This is a genomic window from Pseudomonas sp. FDAARGOS_380 (assembly GCF_002591235.1).
GTDB classification, from domain to species: domain Bacteria; phylum Pseudomonadota; class Gammaproteobacteria; order Pseudomonadales; family Pseudomonadaceae; genus Aquipseudomonas; species Aquipseudomonas salmasensis.
Map to the genome: position 1 here is coordinate 5,495,755 of NZ_CP023969.1, position 17,477 is coordinate 5,513,231.

Below are 17,477 nucleotides of genomic sequence, written 5' to 3' on the forward strand. Positions count from 1 at the left end.
GATGACCCGGCTCGCGAGGCAAGCATGGACGACCCAATCGACAATAAACCGCCGACCTTCTGGCAAATGCTGCACAGCGTCATGGCCGCAGCCTTTGGCGTGCAGAGCGGCAAGAACCGTGCGCGTGACTTCACCCACGGCAAGCCCAGCCACTTTGTGCTGCTGGGCATCCTGTTCACGGCGGTGTTTGCCTTGACCCTGTTTGGCATCGTCAAGCTGGTGCTGCACTTGGCCGGGGTTTAACGCAACAGCAGTTGCAGGCTGAACGGGTAACGATAGGACGCAGGCTTGCCCACCGCTGATAATGCGCGGAAATTCACTGATGGCAGGGGGCCCGATAGCCGGCGTGCCTGGGCGGCGTCGATCAACTGAAACAACGCTTGCTGGCGGTTGCGACCGCCACGGGCGCCGATATCGACCCCCTTGGCCTCATCATGAATCAACACCATGGCCCAACCGCCCAGGGTGAAATGCCCCGCCACCAGGGTACTCAGGCGCCCATCAAGGCGTGCTGCGAGGATCTGCGGTGAGCTGTTGGCGGCACTGAACAACACGTCTTTGCCTGGTACGCGGCCACTGTCTTGCAAGGCCTGCATAGCACCCAGCGCCATTTCGTCGTTGGCCGACCAGACCAGTGCGGTTTGCGGGTAGCGCTTGAACAGTTGGGTGGCCTGCTCGAATGCGCGTTGGCGGCTCCACTCACCGTAGACCAACTGGCGCAGGCGCACTTCGGGGTGCTCGGCCAGGGCACGCTGCATGCCCTGTACGCGCAACTGCGCGACCGGCGTGGTCTTGGCGCCGGAAAACGCCAGCAGGTCAAGTGTGGTGCCCGCAGCGACCGGGCCGTGCTGGCGCAACAAGTCGGTGAGCATCAGGTAGCCCGCCTGCTCGTCGTCGGCAACCATCGTGCCGATCAAGCCGGTGTTGTTGTAGGCGTCCAGTAGCTGCACCTGGTTGGGCGTCAGCGCGTTGCTGACGATCAGTAACTTCACTCCGCTGCCCTGGGCCATGCGCATGATCTGCGGGGCGACGTACTGCTCATTGACCAGCACCAGGTAATCGGGCCGTTCAGTGCCCAGCAGTGCCTCCCGCGCATGGGCCAGGGTGGTTTGGTTGTCGCGCTCGGAATAGCGCACGCGCAAATCCAGGCCGAGGTCCTTGGCACCGGCCTGCATGAATTGCGCGTAACTGACCCAAAAGGTTTCCGAAGACAGGCCAGGGTTGAGAAACACCACCGACGCAGCCTGGGCGATTGCCCCGTACGCCGACCCCAGCAACCACACACACGCCATCAGAACCTTCAACATGGTTGCCTGAACCTTGAATATTGATCGCCATGATAGTGGCAATTAGATATTCAATCGAGGCTCAATCCACGTGCTGCTTTTACTGGTGGCTGACCCAGAACACCGCGGTTCCAACCACCAGGATAATCAGGAACAAGATTGCCCAGGCGTCCACGGTACTGTCGGGTTTGCGGGCTTTGGTGGAATTACTCATCGCATCGCCTCTTGTCGGTTTTATAGGTGACTGCACTCAGACTCGATCACAGTAAAGACCACACTTGTCCCTATGACAAATGTGGGTATGACGATAACGGTTCTCATTAGTCAGTTTGGTTATTTACATATACCCAAACATCACTTTTGCGCATATACGCAAACTGTTATCGTGCGCCGGCTCCGTTGGGAGTGCGCGGCCGTGCGCGCAGATTTGCCGAGAACAGGACCTATATGTACGTATACGACGAATACGATCAGCGCATCATCGAGGACCGCGTCAAGCAGTTCCGTGATCAGACCCGACGCTACTTAGCAGGTGAACTGAGCGAAGAAGAGTTCCGCCCTCTGCGCCTGCAAAATGGCCTTTATGTGCAGCGCTTTGCGCCGATGCTGCGGGTGGCCGTGCCCTATGGCCAACTGACGTCGCGCCAGACGCGCATGATGGCCAAGATTGCCCGCGACTTCGACAAGGGCTATGCCCACATCAGCACCCGCCAGAACGTGCAGTTCAACTGGCCGGCTCTTGAAGATGTGCCGGATATCCTGGCTGAACTGGCCACTGTGCAGATGCACGCCATTCAGACCAGCGGTAACTGCCTGCGCAACGTGACCACCGACCAATTTGCCGGCGTCGCCGCCGATGAGCTGATCGACCCACGGCCATGGTGCGAGATCGTGCGCCAGTGGACCACCTTCCACCCCGAATTCGCCTACCTGCCGCGCAAGTTCAAGATCGCCATCAATGGCTCGACCTCGGACCGTGCGGCCATCGAAGTGCACGACATCGGCCTGGAGCCGGTGTACAACGCCGCGGGTGAGCTGGGCTTTCGCGTATTGGTCGGCGGTGGCCTGGGCCGTACCCCGGTGGTCGGCGCGTTCATCAACGAGTTCCTGCCGTGGCAGGACCTGTTGAGCTACCTCGACGCCATCCTGCGGGTCTACAACCGTTACGGCCGTCGCGACAACAAGTACAAGGCCCGGATCAAGATCCTGGTCAAGGCGCTGACCCCTGAGGTGTTTGCCCAGAAAGTCGATGCCGAAATGGAACACCTGCGCGGCGGCCAGACCACCCTGACCGAAGCCGAAGTACACCGCGTCGCCAAGCACTTCGTCGACCCTGAGTACAAGGCCCTGAGCAATCAGGACGCCGAGCTGGCCGCACTCGACCAGCAACACCCAGGCTTCGCCCGCTGGCGCACCCGCAACACCCTGGCGCACAAGAAGCCGGGCTATGTGGCAGTAACCCTGTCGCTCAAGCCCACCGGCGTAGCGCCAGGCGACATCACCGACAAGCAACTGGACGCGGTCGCCGACCTGGCCGAGCGTTACAGCTTCGGCCAACTGCGCACCTCCCACGAGCAGAACATCATCCTCGCGGACGTTGAGCAGAGCCAACTGTTCACCCTGTGGGGCGAACTGCGCGAAGGCGGGTTTGCTACGCCGAACATCGGCCTTTTGACCGACATCATCTGCTGCCCGGGCGGCGATTTCTGCTCGCTGGCCAACGCCAAGTCAATCCCGATTGCCGAGTCGATCCAGCGCCGTTTCGACGACCTGGACTACCTGTTCGACATCGGCGAGCTGGACCTGAACATCTCCGGATGCATGAACGCCTGTGGTCACCACCACGTCGGTCACATCGGCATCCTGGGCGTGGACAAAAAAGGCGAAGAATTCTACCAAGTGTCCCTGGGTGGCAGCGCCAGCCGCGATGCGAGCCTGGGCAAGATCCTCGGCCCATCCTTCGCCCAGGAAGCCATGCCGGAGGTGATCGGCAAGCTGATCGACGTATACATCGAACAGCGTACCGAAGATGAGCGTTTCATCGACACCTACCAGCGCATCGGCATCGACCTGTTCAAGGAGCGCGTCTATGCAGCGAATCATTAAGAACAACGCAGTCGTCGACGAAACCTGGCACTTGCTGCCCAAGGACGCGAGCTTCGACGGCATTTCCAACTGCGACGACCTGATCGTGCCGCTGGCCCTGTGGCGCGAGCACGGCCACGCCCTCAAGGCCCGCGACGGCGGTTTGGGTGTGTGGTTGGACGCCGATGAAGAAGCCGAAGAAATCGGTGATGACGTGCAGCACTTCCAGGTCATCGCCCTGAACTTCCCGGCCTTCACCGACGGGCGCAACTACTCCAACGCCCGCCTGCTGCGTGACCGTTATGGTTACAAGGGTGAGCTGCGTGCCATTGGCGATGTGCTGCGTGACCAGCTGTTCTACCTGCGCCGCTGCGGGTTCGATGCCTTCGCCTTGCGCGCGGACAAAGACCCGTATGAAGCGCTGGAAAGTCTCAAGGATTTCTCGGTGACCTATCAAGCGGCCACCGATGAACCGCTGCCACTGTTCCGCCGCCGCTGACACCCTGTCCCTGTAGGAGCGAGCTTGCTCGCGAAAAACCTGAACGATAACGCTGACATCCTGAATGAACGCGTTGTCCTCGCGTTCTTCGCGAGCAAGCTCGCTCCTACAGTTCCGCCCGTCAATCCTGCGAGATCGACTCCCCCTTGACATTAAAGTTAACTTTAAGCTTAGCCTGAGGCCTCCCCTGCTCAGGAGTTAACCCATGTCACCGTTCGAACCGCTGCAACTGCCTAACGGCCAAGTCATCGCCAACCGCATCGCCAAGGCCGCGATGGAAGAGAACATGGCGGACCTGCATCAGGCGCCGTCCCAAGCATTGAAGCAGTTGTACAAGACCTGGGCCGACGGCGAGCCCGGCTTGCTGCTCACCGGTAACGTGATGATCGACCGCCGCGCCATGACCGGCCCTGGCGGTGTCGCGCTGGAAAACGATCAACACCTGGCCAGTTTTCGTGAATGGGCCGACGTAGCCCGGGCCAAGGGTGTGCACTTCTGGGTACAGCTCAGCCACCCGGGCCGCCAGACCATGGCCAACCTGGGCCAGCAAGCGTTGGCACCGTCCGCCATCGCGCTGGATATGGGCGGTTTTTCCAAGATGTTCGCCACACCCAAGGCCATGACCGAAGACGATATCCAGGACGTCATCAAGCGCTTCGCCACCAGCGCCCGCCTGGCCGAGCAAGCCGGGTTCACCGGGGTGCAGATCCACGGCGCCCATGGCTATTTGTTGAGCCAGTTCCTCTCACCCTTGAGCAACCATCGCACCGACCGTTGGGGCGGCTCCTTGGAAAACCGTGCCCGCCTGCTGCTGGAGGTCATCCGTGCCGTACGGGCCAGCGTCAGCCCTTCATTTTGTGTGTCGGTAAAGCTCAACTCGGCAGACTTTCAGCGTGGCGGCTTCGATGAAACCGATGCGCGCGCGGTGGTGGAGATGCTCAATACACTGCCGATTGATTTGCTTGAATTGTCCGGCGGCAGCTACGAAGCGCCGGCCATGCAAGGTGAGGCGCGGGACGGCCGCACCTTGGCCCGTGAAGCCTACTTTCTGGATTTCGCCACACAAATGGCGAGCATCGCCACCATGCCACTGATGGTGACCGGAGGTATTCGCCGCTTGCCGGTGGTCCAGCAGGTACTCGACAGCGGCATCGCCATGGCCGGCATCGCCACCGCCCTGACCCTGGAGCCGCAGCTGATCAAGCAGTGGCGTGAAGGTCGCGACCTCAACCCACAACTCAAGCCCATGGAATGGAAGCGCAAACCCCTGGCCGCCCTCGCCACCCTCGCCGTGGTGCGCAACCAGATGCGCCGCCTGAGCCGCGGCCGCCTGCCCAACCCCAACGTCGCGCCCTGGCTGGCACTGGTGTGTGACCAGTGGTTTATAGCCCGGCGTACGCGGCAGTATCGCGCAAGCATGAAGTCTTAGGCTGCGAACGAAATCTTGCGCTGCCTGACTATCCGAGCGCCATCGTGGATAGTTTCATTCAAAGAAAATCCGATTAAGCGCATTGAAAAAGAGATATTTCTTACATCCAAGAACCACGAAACGTAGCGAACCCGTCCGACATGACATCGCATAACCCCGAAGTTTCTAATAGCAGTACTTTTAGAACAGGGTTTGCCCAATGTCATACACACAAAATCCCCAAGCCCCACAGCCTCTTACTCCCCCCACACAAGTAACCAGGCCGGAGACTCCGGCCTTGGTTGACGTCCTCTCGCAGTTATCGGATCCCGAATTCGACATGCGCGGCGTGGCCTGGAACCCGCTGTGCGATGCCGCCACGCCGCTGATCGGCCTGGTCATTCGTATACGCCGTGTGACCCAGCATGATGATGTACCTGCGCTGTACCAAGCCGTACGTAACCACATCACTGCAATCATGGAGGAAGTCAGCCAACTCGACTACGACGCCGGCATGCTCAAGGCTTACTCCTACAGCCTTTGCTTGTTGGTGGATGAGGTGGTGATGGGCACGCCATGGGGGAGGTCATCAGAATGGAGCCAAGACTCGCTGCTAAACGCCTTTCACCAGGAAACCTGGGGCGGGGAGCGATTCTTCATCGTGATGAACAACATGATTCCCGAAGCAGCCAGGTACCAGCATGTGTTGGAGTTCATGTACCAGTGCCTGATCTCAGGCCTTAAAGGCAAATACGGCGCCCATCCCAAAGGCGATGATGAAATCCAGAAAATCATCGACCAGTTGCACGGCCTGTTGCGCCCGCTGCGCGGCGAAACACCCAAGCGCCTGACCGACCCGCTGACCAACATCGCGCCGCGCAACTATCGGATCAAACGGGTCTGGCCGTTGTGGACGCCGTGGGCCATGGCCGCCGTGGTGCTGATAGTCGCCTACACGTTCTATTCCCTGCGCCTGAACGCTCTCACTCAGGAAGTGCTGGTATCACTGAACAAGATCCTCGCGCTATAGCGCCCAACTCATCAATAGCCGATCAGGAAGGACGCCATGCCCCGTCAAAGCGACCTGCGTTTCACGTTCGAGCCCTTGAAAGGCGATGCCTTCGATGTGGTTTCATTCAGGCTTGAAGAAGGCCTGTCCCAGCCCTTCAAACTGCAATTGGAACTGGCCAGCCACAACGCGGCCATCGACTTCAATAACGTGCTCGACCTGACGGGGCTGTTCACCATCTGGCACGGCGAAACCCCAGTGCGCTATGTGCACGGCCTGGTCAGCCTGTTCACCCAGGGCGACACCGGCTTTCGTCGCACCCGCTACACCGCCGTCATCGAACCGACCCTGGCGCGTTTCGACCTGCGCTCCAACTGGCGCATCTTCCAGGGCCAGACCGTGCCCGACATCATCACCAACGTGTTGGCCGAGCAAAAACTGACCGACCTGCGCCGCGAAATCTGCTTCGAGCACCAACCCCGCGAATACTGCGTACAGGCCGGCGAAACCGACCTCGACTTCATCGCCCGCCTCGCGGCCGAAGAGGGCCTGCTCTACACCTTCGACCACCGCGACGACGGCCACACCCTCGTCCTCACCGACCGCGTCGGCGGGCTGGGTACCATCGGCACGCACAAACATTGCCCCGTGATCTACCAACCCATGGCCGGCGGCGATGCCACGGAACCGGCCTTGACCCGTTTTCACTACACCGAACAAGTACGCACCGCCCGCCAGGTACAACGCGACTACACCTTCACCCACCCGCGCTACGACCAACAGCACACCGCCACTGGCGACCAGGACCTGAAAAACCAGCACAAGGACTACGAACGCTACGACTACCCCGGCCGCTACAAACGCGACATCGCCGGCAAACCCTTCACCAAGACTCGGCTGACCGCCCTGCGCAATGACGCCAAACTGGCGCACCTGGCCGGTGACGACGCGCGCCTGCAACCGGGGCTGGCGTTCGACCTCAACGAGCATCCCCGCGAAGACTTCAACGACCGCTGGCGCACCATCGCCATCACCCACGAAGGCAAACAGCACACCAGCTTGCAGGAAGAGGCGTTCGGCAGCGGCCACGGCACCTCTTATGAAATGACCGCCAGCGCCATCCGCTGGACCTCCGACTGGAAAGCCCCGCTGCGCGACAAACCCTGCATCGACGGCCCGCAGATTGCCACGGTGGTCGGCCCTCCAGGCGAGGAGATCTATTGCGATGAATGGGGCCGGGTGAAAGTGCAATTCCCGTGGGATCGTGCGGACAAAAACAACGATCAGAGCTCGTGCTGGATTCGTGTGGCGCAGGGTTGGGCCGGTGCGACCTGGGGCGCCATGGCCGTGCCGCGAATCGGTCAGGAACTGATTATTGGCTATTTGGATGGCGATCCTGACCAGCCCATCGCCACGGGCCGTACCTACCGCGAGACCAATCTGCCGCCGTACCAGTTGCCCAAGCACAAGACGCGGATGACCATCAAGAGCCAAACCCATAAGGGTTCAGGTTTCAACGAGCTGCGCTTTGAGGATGAGTTGGGCCATCAGGAGGTGTTCATCCATGCCGAAAAGGACAAGAACGTCCACATCAAGCACAACAACACTACCTTCGTAGGAAACGACCGAAGCGAACAAGTCGGGCATGACGAGCACATCGAAATCGGTCATGACCGCAGCGAACGAGTGGGCAACGATGAACACATTGCTGTCGCTCAAGACCAGCATCTGCAAGTGGGCCGTGATCGAATACACACAGTAGGGCGCAACCACCACATCGACATCGGTGGAGACCGCGTCGAAGAAATTGCCAACAATCGACATGACAGGATCGCCGCTGATCACCAGGTGCAGATCGGTGGCAATGCTGAACAATCAGTACGCAACCATTACCGCCTCTACACAGGACAGCGCATTGAGCAAAAAACCCGAGTATTCGATGTTGCATCGAACGAGCGCCTTATTCTGCGAGCGCCCGGCGGCAGCATCACGATTGATGGCAATGGCATCACGCTCGATGGACTGGCCATCAGAATCAAAGGCCCTGTGACCACAGATCCGATCGGAACGGGTAACCCACTCGGCACTCCACAACTGCCTGCCGTACCGCCAGGACCGTTCCTGGGGCGCTACACGTTGCTCAAGAACGATCAACGTGCCTTCGCAGGCTATCGGTATCGCATCACCGATGGCACGGCGCTGCTTGCCGAAGGCCGCACCTGCCCTTTGGGCGGCACTGAGTGGACGGTGACGCCGGCAGCCAAACCCGTGCAGGCCCATAAGGCAATCATGCGCGACGATCAACAAATCACCGAAACCTGGGCCCCCTACCTGATGGCCCTTGATGATCAAGGCCCCCCCGTTGAGGCCAAGGCGATTTTCCCCGACGACTTTCTGGATCAACACAGTGGAGACCTCGACTGATGCCAGGTCCTATAGCCCCTGCCGTCGCGCGAATCATCGACGGAGCCTATCGCGCCTATCGGGCAAATCAGGCTTTTGAGAACGCCCAAACCGCCGCCGAACTGGCCCAACTTGCTGTGGAAATTGCCGAACGCAGGAAGCAGATCAAGGACACCCTTCGCGCCACCATTGAAGCAATGACCCGCGAAATCGAGGTCAAGAGTTCTACCTTTGCCGTGGTGGATCGCGGCGGTAATAGCACGGTTTCTCGGCGAGGCCAGGAGAACATCACGTTCAAGGAATACATCGAACGCAAGGTGCCCTTTCGCCCGGCGATCAGCCAAGTCTGCACCGTTGCGCTGCAGATGCCCATCAAGGTACCGCGCCGCATCCGCAAGAAAATTGCCGGCGATACGGTACAGACCACCATCGAGATCGCCCTCAAGCAATTTACCGCCTCGTTGTTTTTTGAAGCCGTGGACGAGGCACTGGAGTGGCGCAGCCCGCTCAAGGCCGAACCCAACTACAACGGCAACAGCAAGAAGGCCTTGTTGGGGGAGCCGGTTACGCGGCCCAAACGGTTCGGCAGTGCCGTGCAGCCTTTTTGGCCACGGCCGAAGGGTTTGCTGGCGCCCGATCTGGTGGTGGTTGAGTACCGGCAAGAGCCGTTTGAAACCGAGAATGTGTTTGCGGCGGTGGAGATCAAGTTTCCGGGGGATTGGGTGAGAGAAGAACAACTCGATCATTACGTGCTGCTCATGACTCCGCAAACAGGCATCAATCCGAACAAGGTTGGCAAGGAGAAGGTTGCGCTTTTAAGGGTGCCGGAGGATTGCACTGGGTTCGAATCGGATGAAAAGAGAAATTCAAAACCAATAGGCAACAAAAATAGGAGGTAAGCGTGAGCACGAGTCATAGACTGTTTAACGAACAGGAACGCGATGAGTTTATTGCAGAGCTCAAAGAATGGCCCAACACAGACTGGGGGACAGATGAGGTGGCCCGCCACAGCGTCAGCCCCTTCATCAGCTTCTACTTCCCCCCTACCCCTGACAACCATCGAGATATCGCCCTGCTGATGGTGGATATCCACGAAGCCTTCGAGCAACTGCTTGGCTACCCTTACACCATGACGATACACCCGGAGGCAGAGCGCCCTCATGCTTATCCGGAAGAAGAGCCTGATCTTCGCAGGCAGGCCCTGGAGTCTCACCCAAGCGAGACCTTCGTTTTCTGGTTCACCGACGAACCGAATCATGCGTCCTCCCCTACGACCGCAGGCCATTTCTGGCGCAGGCGGTTCCAGGCTGACGGAGCTCGAATCAATTACTCCTCCATCTCATTCTATTACCGCTGGCAATGGTGGCTGGACAACCGCGATGCCTGGCGCCAGTTCGTCCTCAAGACCATTGACCTGCTCAAGGCTCACCAGGTCTACAGCGGTTTCGCCATGGCCAATCCAATGGAATATGGCACCCGGGCGGAAGTCACCACTTGGGAGCGAGCGCTCACGCCGGCTTTCTACGGGCTTGATATTGAGTACCCCTTTGGCATGCGCGACGAACTGCCTAGCGGTATCCGACCGCCGACCTGGGCCTTCCTGCTCGCCGATCACTGGCGAGAAAAGCTCGACCTGACCCGCGAACAGGTACGCAGCGCACTCGCTCACCCCCGCATCAACGTCATCGAACTGCACAGCGGCCAGTGGATCGAGCTGGGCGAACAGCCCGAGTTGTACCCAGTCGAACACGGCGTGCCGGAACTGCCCATGCTCTTGAACAAGTTGCTCAAGCCCATTCGCTACGACGACCTCGGATTACTCGGCTTCGGCCAATGGGACGGTGACCCAAACGAACGTTTTACCGATGCCGACAGCCGCCGCTGGATGGCACGCTTCGATGCCGACAGCGACTGGCCCACACCAGCATCGCGATTGGGCACACCCAAGCCGACGGCTCCCGCACAAAACTCTGCGCCGCTGAGCATCATTGCGGGCATGCCATGCACCCAAGCCGGCTGGTGGCTTGTCCCGGGGGTCGCTGATTCACGTCGCGAATTCAAGCAAGGCGAAGTCCTGCCCGCGCTCATCTCGCAACCCAGTGAAAGGTTGACGCTTTGGCAACGCGACTCCGACCAAACGCCCCCGGAACCCGCCCGGCACGCTTGCAGCCACGAAGCCGCACCCCGCGCCGGTCGCTGGGAAATGGAGGCGGATCGCTGCGTGGAGTGCACCGTCCGGCTGAACGAACGGCTGCCGTTACATCAGGGCCAAAAAGTACGCTGGTTATGGACTGTCAGCGGCATGCGCGCCCGTAGCGGGGAAACCTGCCCATATCCGGGGAAATGGGTATGTGACTACAAACCCGGTACCGAGCGGCTATTCGATTACGCCGCCCTGATGCCGGACGTGGACGGTGAAAAAGTTGTCTGGCGCTGGTTAGGGCTGGTGCAAAGATGAGTGTCGACTGATGCCAGGTCCTATAGCCCCTGCCGTCGCGCGAATCATCGACGGTGCCTATCGCGCCTATCGGGCAAATCAGGCTTTTGAGAACGCCCAAACCGCCGCCGAACTGGCCCAACTTGCTGTGGAAATTGCCGAACGCAGGAAGCAGATCAAGGACACCCTTCGCGCCACCATTGAAGCAATGACCCGCGAAATCGAGGTCAAGAGTTCTACCTTTGCCGTGGTGGATCGCGGCGGTAATAGCACGGTTTCTCGGCGAGGCCAGGAGAACATCACGTTCAAGGAATACATCGAACGCAAGGTGCCCTTTCGCCCGGCGATCAGCCAAGTCTGCACCGTTGCGCTGCAGATGCCCATCAAGGTACCGCGCCGCATCCGCAAGAAAATTGCCGGCGATACGGTACAGACCACCATCGAGATCGCCCTCAAGCAATTTACCGCCTCGTTGTTTTTTGAAGCCGTGGACGAGGCACTGGAGTGGCGCAGCCCGCTCAAGGCCGAACCCAACTACAACGGCAACAGCAAGAAGGCGTTGCTGGGCGAGCCCATTACGCGGCCCAAACGGTTTGGCAGTGCCGTGCAGCCTTTTTGGCCACGGCCGAAGGGTTTGCTGGCGCCCGGTCTGGTGGTGGTTGAGTACCGGCAAGAGCCGTTTGAAACCGAGAATGTGTTCGCGGCGGTGGAGATCAAGTTTCCGGGAGATTGGGTAGTAAAAAAACAAATAACGGACTACGTGAACCTGATGAAGCCCTCAACGGGCGTCAACCCGGACAAAATCGGAAGAGAGAAAGTTGCGCTGTTGCGGGTGCCGGAAGATTGCACCTGTTTTGAAATAGATGAAAAGAACAATTCAACGTCCAAAGGCCAAAAAAACAGGAGGTAAGCATGAGCACGACTCATAGACTTTTTGACGACGAAGAACGTGACGAGTTTATTGCAGAACTGAAGGAATGGCCCAACACGGATTGGGGTAAAGATGAAGTCGCCCGCCATAGTGTCAGCCCGTTCATCAGCTTCTACTTCCCCCCTACTCCTGATAACCATCGCGATGTAGCTCTATTGATGGTGGATATCCACGAAGCTTTCGAAAAACTGCTTGGCTTCCCTTTCACCATGACCATGCACGAAGACACAGATCGTCCTCATGCTTATCCGCAAGAAGAGCCTGATCTTCGCAGGCAGGCCATGGAAGCCCATCCACACGAGTACTTCGTATTCTGGTTTACCGACGAAACAAACCATGCCAGCTCACCTACAACATCGGGCGATTTCTGGCGTACTTGGTATCGAACCGACGGGTCGCGAACAGAATATTCCTCAATCGTATTCTATTACCGCTGGCAATGGTGGCTGGACAACCGCGGTGCCTGGCGCCAGTTCGTACTCAAGACCATTGATCTGCTCAAGGCTCATCAGGTCTACAGTGGTTTAGCCATGGCTAACCCAATGGAATATGGCACGCGAGCAGAAATTACCACATGGGAAAGAGCCTTGACGCCCGCTTTCTACGGGCTCGATATCGACTACGAGTTTTCGATGCGTGACGAGTTACTCAACGGCATCCGTCCGCCCACCTGGGCCTTCCTGCTAGCCGAACACTGGCGCGTAAAACTCGACCTGACCCGTGAACAGGTACGCGAAGCACTCGCCCATCCTCGCATCAGCATCACCGAATTGCACAGCGGTCAATGGATCGAACTGGGTGAGCAGCCGGAGCTTTATCCCGTCGAACACGGCGTACCCGAACTGCCCATGCTCCTGAACAAGTTACTGAAGCCCATTCGCTACGACGATCTCGGATTACTCGGCTTCGGCCAATGGGACGGTGACCCTAACGAGCGCTTTACCGACGTCGACAGCCGCCGCTGGATGACACGTTTCGATGCCGACAGCGACTGGCCCACGCCAGCATCGCGATTGATCAAGCCAAAGCCGCCCACCCCCGCCCAAACCTCTCAACCGCTTAGCGTGGTTGCAGGCATGACGTGCACTAAAGCTGGCTGGTGGCTTGTGCCCGGCGTTGCTGGTTCGCGCCGCGAATTCAAGCAAGGGGAAATGCTGCCAACGCTCCCCCAGCAGTCCAGTGGCAGCTTGGCAATGTGGCAACGCGATCCCGATCAGACACCCCCAGAGCCAGCCCGGCACGCTTGCAGCCACGAAGCCGCCCCCCGCGCCGGTCGCTGGGAAATGGAGGCGGATCGCTGCGTGGAGTGCACCGTCCGGCTGAACGAACGGCTGCCGTTACATCAGGGCCAAAAAGTACGCTGGTTATGGACTGTCAGCGGCATGCGCGCCCGTAGCGGGGAAACCTGCCCATATCCGGGGAAATGGGTATGTGACTACAAACCCGGTACCGAGCGGCTATTCGATTACGCCGCCCTGATGCCGCACGTGGACGGTGAAAAAGTTGTCTGGCGCTGGTTAGGGCTGGTGCAGAGATGAGTGTCGACTGATGCCAGGCCCACTAGCTCCAGCTGTCGCACGGATCATCGACGGTGCCTATCGCGCCTATCGGGCAAACCAGGCTTTTGAAAACAGCAGAACCGCCGCCGAACTGGCCCAACTCGCGGTGGAAATTGCCGAGCGCAGGAAGCAGATCAAGGACACCCTTCGCGCCACTATCGAAGCAATGACCCATGAAATTGAAGTCAAGAGCTCAACCTTTTCCGTGGTGGATCGCGGCGGTAATAGCACGGTTTCTCGGCGAGGCCAGGAGAACGTCACGTTCAAGGAGTACATCGAACGCATGGTGCCTTTTCGCCCGGCGATCAGCCAAGTCTGCACCGTCGCGCTGGAGATGCCGATCAAGGTACCGCGCCGTATTCGCAAGAAAATTGCCGGCGATACGGTACCGACCACCATCGAGATCGCCCTCAAGCAATTTACCGCCTCGTTGTTTTTTGAAGCCGTGGACGAGGCACTGGAGTGGCGCAGCCCGCTCAAGGCCGAACCCAACTACAACGGCAACAGCAAGAAGGCGTTGCTGGGCGAGCCCATTACGCGGCCCAAACGGTTTGGCAGTGCCGTGCAGCCTTTTTGGCCACGGCCGAAGGGTTTGCTGGCGACCGATCTGGTGGTGGTTGAGTACCGGCAAGAGCCGTTTGAAACCGAGAATGTGTTTGCGGCGGTGGAGATCAAGTTTCCGGGCGATTGGGCAGTTTCAAAACAAATGAAAAGGTATGTGACCCTCATGACACCTGAGACGGGAATAAATCCGGCGAAAATTGGCAAGGAAAAAGTGGCGTTGCTTAGGGTTCCGGAAGACTGCGTGGGTTTTGAAGCAGATCAAAAAAAATCCACTCCCAATGAACAAGCAAGGAAAAAGAAATAATATGACCACAACACATGAACTGTTTACCGTTGAAGAAAGAGATCTGTTTATCGAGTTATTAAAAGAGTGGCCAAACTCTGAATCCGGAACAGAGCTCGCATCGCACAGCGTCAGTCCCTTCATCAGCTTTTACTTCCCCCCCAACTCCGACAACCAAGTCGATATCGCCCTGCTGATGGTTGATATTCACGAAGCCTTCGAACGCCTGCTTGGTCATCCTTACACCATGACCATGCACGAAGACACAGATCGTCCGCACCCTTACCCCGAGGAGGAGTTCGACCTTCGCATGCAAGCGATGGATGTCGATGCAAACGATTACTTCGAATTCTGGTTTACCGACGAAGCAAACCATGCCAGTTCACCCACAACATCGGGCCATTTCTGGCGTAGCAGGCACGAAGGTACCGGGAAAAAATCGGCTTACTCCTGGGTTGTTTTCTATTACCGCTGGCAATGGTGGCAGGACAATCGCGATGCCTGGCGACAATTCGTCTTCAAGACCATTGACCTGCTCAAGGCCCATCAGGTCTATAGCGGTTTCGCCATGGCCAATCCGATGGAATATGGCACCCGGGCGGAAGTGACTACCTGGGAGCGAGCGCTTATGCCAGCTTTCTACGGACTTGATATTGAGTATGCCTATGGCATGGACGACGAATTGCCTAATGGCATCCGCCCGCCCACTTGGGCCTTCCTGCTCTCCGATCACTGGCGAGAAAAGCTCGACCTGACCCGCGAACAGGTACGCAACGCAATCGCTCACCCCCGCATCAGCATCACCGAACTGCACAGCGGCCAGTGGATCGAGCTGGGCGAACAGCCCGAATTGTACCCTGTCGAACTCGGCGTGCCGGAACTGCCCATGCTTTTGAACAGGCTGCTCAAGCCCATCCGTTACGACGACTTGGGATTACTGGGCTTCGGCCAATGGGACGGTGACCCTAACGAGCGCTTTACCGACGCCGACAGCCGCCGCTGGATGGCACGTTTCGATACCGACAGCGACTGGCCCACGCCAGCATCGCGATTGCTCACAGCCAAGCACCAGCTCCCGCGTAAATCTTTGCGCCGCTGACCAGGGCTGATGCAGGTATGCATCACTGAGTGCAAGCATGACGCAATCTTCACATTAAAGGCGGAGCATTCGCCGTGATTGAACTGTCCCCTACTGATCAGCAGTTTTTCAACCTCACTGACGATTGGAGTTCCTCATGGCGAAAATCAACTTGGCGCAGCAGTTGGCGACCACCCTGGAACAGGCAGGCATCAAGCGTATCTGGGGGCTGACCGGCGATAGCCTCAATGGCCTGACCGACGCCTTGCGCAGCATGGACAGCATCGAGTGGATGCATGTGCGCCACGAAGAGGTTGCCGCCTTCGCTGCCGGTGCCGAAGCGGCGGCCACTGGCGAGTTGACGGTGTGCGCTGGCAGTTGCGGGCCGGGTAACCTGCATTTGATCAATGGGTTGTTCGACTGCCATCGCAACCATGTGCCGGTGCTGGCGATTGCCGCGCAGATTCCATCCTCGGAGGTGGGCCTGAATTACTTTCAGGAAACCCATCCCCAGGAACTGTTCAAGGAGTGCAGCCACTTTATCGAACTGGTGAGCAACCCCGAGCAGATGCCTCAGGTGCTGCACCGTGCCATGCGTTCGGCGATCCTCAACCGAGGCGTGGCGGTGGTGGTGATACCAGGGGATGTGTCGCTGTTGGAAGTGGAAGATAAGCTCAAGCCGTGGCCAGCCTTGCACGCACCGCGCACCGTGCCGGTTGAGCAGGACTTGCAGCGCCTCACCGACATGCTCCAGAGCAGCGAGAAAGTTACCCTGCTGTGTGGCAGCGGCTGTGCCGGTGCCCACGATCAGGTAGTGGCGCTGGCCGACGCCCTCGGCGCGCCGGTGGTGCATGCACTGCGGGGCAAGGAGCACGTGGAGTGGGATAACCCGTTCGACGTCGGCATGACCGGCCTGATCGGTTTCAGCTCCGGTTACCACGCCATGCTCGATTGCGACACCTTGATCATGCTCGGCACTGACTTCCCCTATCGCCAGTTCTACCCCACCGACGCCAAGATCATCCAGGTGGACCGCAACCCACAAGCCCTGGGGCGCCGTGCGACCTTGGACCTGGGCATCGCCGCCGACGTCAGTGAAACCATCGCCGCGCTGCTGCCACGTTTGACCCGCAAGACCGATCGCAGCTTCCTTGAAACCTCCTTGAAGCACTACGAAAAAGCCCGCCAAGGCCTGGATGACCTGGCGCAACCGTCCAAGGCTGGTCGGCCGATCCATCCCCAGTACGTGGCGCGCTTGCTCAGCGAGCTGGCCGATGATGATGCGATCTTCACCGCCGATGTCGGCTCACCCACCGTGTGGGCGGCGCGTTATCTGAAGATGAACGGCAAGCGCCGGCTGATCGGCTCGTTCAACCATGGCTCGATGGCCAACGCCATGCCTCAGGCTATCGGTGCGCAGGCGGCATTCCCTGGGCGGCAGGTGATCTCTATGTCTGGGGACGGTGGTTTCACTATGTTGATGGGGGATTTCATTTCCCTGGCGCAGTTGCAATTGCCGGTCAAACTGGTGGTGTTCAACAATTCGTCCCTGGGCTTTGTTGCCATGGAGATGAAGGCGGCGGGTTACCTGGACACTGGCACCGAGCTGAAAAACCCGGACTTCGCGGCCATGTCCAATGCCATGGGGATCTTGGGCATTCGGGTGGAGCAATCCGAAGACCTTGAGCCGGCCCTGCGTCGTGCGCTGGCCCATGATGGCCCGGTACTGGTGGATGTGGTGACCGCCACTCTGGAACTGGTGATGCCGCCGAGCATCAAGCTGGAACAGGCCAAGGGGTTCAGCCTGTATATGCTCAAGGCGGTGATGAGCGGGCGCGGGGATGAGGTTATCGAACTGGCACGCACCAACTGGCTGCGATAACCCCCAACTGTAGGAGCGAGCTTGCTCGCGAAGATCGTAACGACAACGCTGAC

Annotated in this window: 14 protein-coding genes; 13 read left to right on the forward strand and 1 reads right to left on the reverse strand. The window is 59.0% G+C overall.

The features are described from left to right. Nucleotides 1–24 precede the first annotated feature (24 nt). The gene (locus CRN80_RS25580; RefSeq protein ID WP_032892193.1) at nt 25–243 is read left to right on the forward strand and encodes a DUF2970 domain-containing protein; all 219 of its coding nucleotides are present in this window, start codon (nt 25–27) and stop codon (nt 241–243) included. Here CRN80_RS25580 and CRN80_RS25585 read toward each other — a convergent pair. Then, entirely contained in the window at nt 240–1,307 is a 1,068-nt protein-coding gene (locus CRN80_RS25585; protein ID WP_098951806.1) for an ABC transporter substrate-binding protein, read from the reverse strand. The genes CRN80_RS25580 and CRN80_RS25585 overlap by 4 nt on opposite strands. A 426-nt stretch (nt 1,308–1,733) precedes the next feature. Between CRN80_RS25585 and CRN80_RS25590 the strand changes: the two genes are divergently transcribed. The 12 genes from CRN80_RS25590 to poxB all read left to right on the forward strand — a co-directional run bounded on the left by CRN80_RS25590 (nt 1,734) and on the right by poxB (nt 17,424). After that, the gene (locus CRN80_RS25590; protein ID WP_003190712.1) at nt 1,734–3,392 is read left to right on the forward strand and encodes a nitrite/sulfite reductase; all 1,659 of its coding nucleotides are present in this window, start codon (nt 1,734–1,736) and stop codon (nt 3,390–3,392) included. After that, nucleotides 3,376–3,870: a DUF934 domain-containing protein gene (locus tag CRN80_RS25595; protein WP_044273390.1), complete on the forward strand. Its 495-nt coding sequence runs from the start codon at nt 3,376–3,378 to the stop codon at nt 3,868–3,870. Before CRN80_RS25590 ends, CRN80_RS25595 begins: the two co-directional genes overlap by 17 nt. A gap of 205 nt (nt 3,871–4,075) precedes the next feature. After that, the gene (locus tag CRN80_RS25600; RefSeq protein WP_098951807.1) at nt 4,076–5,299 is read left to right on the forward strand and encodes an NADH:flavin oxidoreductase/NADH oxidase family protein; all 1,224 of its coding nucleotides are present in this window, start codon (nt 4,076–4,078) and stop codon (nt 5,297–5,299) included. A 319-nt stretch (nt 5,300–5,618) separates the two neighbouring features. Further along, on the forward strand, nt 5,619–6,308 hold the full coding sequence (gene icmH, locus CRN80_RS25605) for a type IVB secretion system protein IcmH/DotU (RefSeq protein WP_032892195.1): 690 nt from the start codon (nt 5,619–5,621) through the stop codon (nt 6,306–6,308). 36 nt (nt 6,309–6,344) lie between these two features. Beyond that, a complete protein-coding gene (locus CRN80_RS25610; RefSeq protein ID WP_098951809.1) occupies nt 6,345–8,711 on the forward strand; it encodes a type VI secretion system Vgr family protein in 2,367 nt (788 codons plus the stop codon). Beyond that, nucleotides 8,711–9,589 carry a VRR-NUC domain protein gene (locus CRN80_RS25615; RefSeq protein WP_098951810.1) on the forward strand — a complete coding sequence of 293 codons (879 nt, stop codon included), beginning with the start codon at nt 8,711–8,713 and terminating at the stop codon, nt 9,587–9,589. Before CRN80_RS25610 ends, CRN80_RS25615 begins: the two co-directional genes overlap by 1 nt. A gap of 2 nt (nt 9,590–9,591) precedes the next feature. After that, nucleotides 9,592–11,148: a type VI immunity family protein gene (locus tag CRN80_RS25620; RefSeq protein ID WP_032892198.1), complete on the forward strand. Its 1,557-nt coding sequence runs from the start codon at nt 9,592–9,594 to the stop codon at nt 11,146–11,148. A 10-nt stretch (nt 11,149–11,158) separates the two neighbouring features. Further along, nucleotides 11,159–12,037, forward strand: coding sequence for a VRR-NUC domain protein (locus CRN80_RS25625; RefSeq protein ID WP_098951812.1), 879 nt, complete (start codon nt 11,159–11,161; stop codon nt 12,035–12,037). A gap of 2 nt (nt 12,038–12,039) precedes the next feature. Further along, nucleotides 12,040–13,596, forward strand: coding sequence for a type VI immunity family protein (locus tag CRN80_RS25630; protein ID WP_098951814.1), 1,557 nt, complete (start codon nt 12,040–12,042; stop codon nt 13,594–13,596). Between the two features lie 10 nt (nt 13,597–13,606). Next, on the forward strand, nt 13,607–14,485 hold the full coding sequence (locus CRN80_RS25635) for a VRR-NUC domain protein (protein ID WP_098951816.1): 879 nt from the start codon (nt 13,607–13,609) through the stop codon (nt 14,483–14,485). Continuing rightward, nucleotides 14,430–15,563 (forward strand): type VI immunity family protein, encoded by a 1,134-nt coding sequence (locus CRN80_RS25640; RefSeq protein ID WP_256588564.1) that lies wholly within the window; start codon nt 14,430–14,432, stop codon nt 15,561–15,563. The genes CRN80_RS25635 and CRN80_RS25640 overlap by 56 nt, the downstream gene beginning before the upstream one ends. 136 nt (nt 15,564–15,699) lie before the next feature. Beyond that, complete coding sequence (poxB, locus tag CRN80_RS25645; protein WP_098951820.1) at nt 15,700–17,424, forward strand: ubiquinone-dependent pyruvate dehydrogenase; 1,725 nt, start codon at nt 15,700–15,702, stop codon at nt 17,422–17,424. Nucleotides 17,425–17,477: the final 53 nt, after the last annotated feature.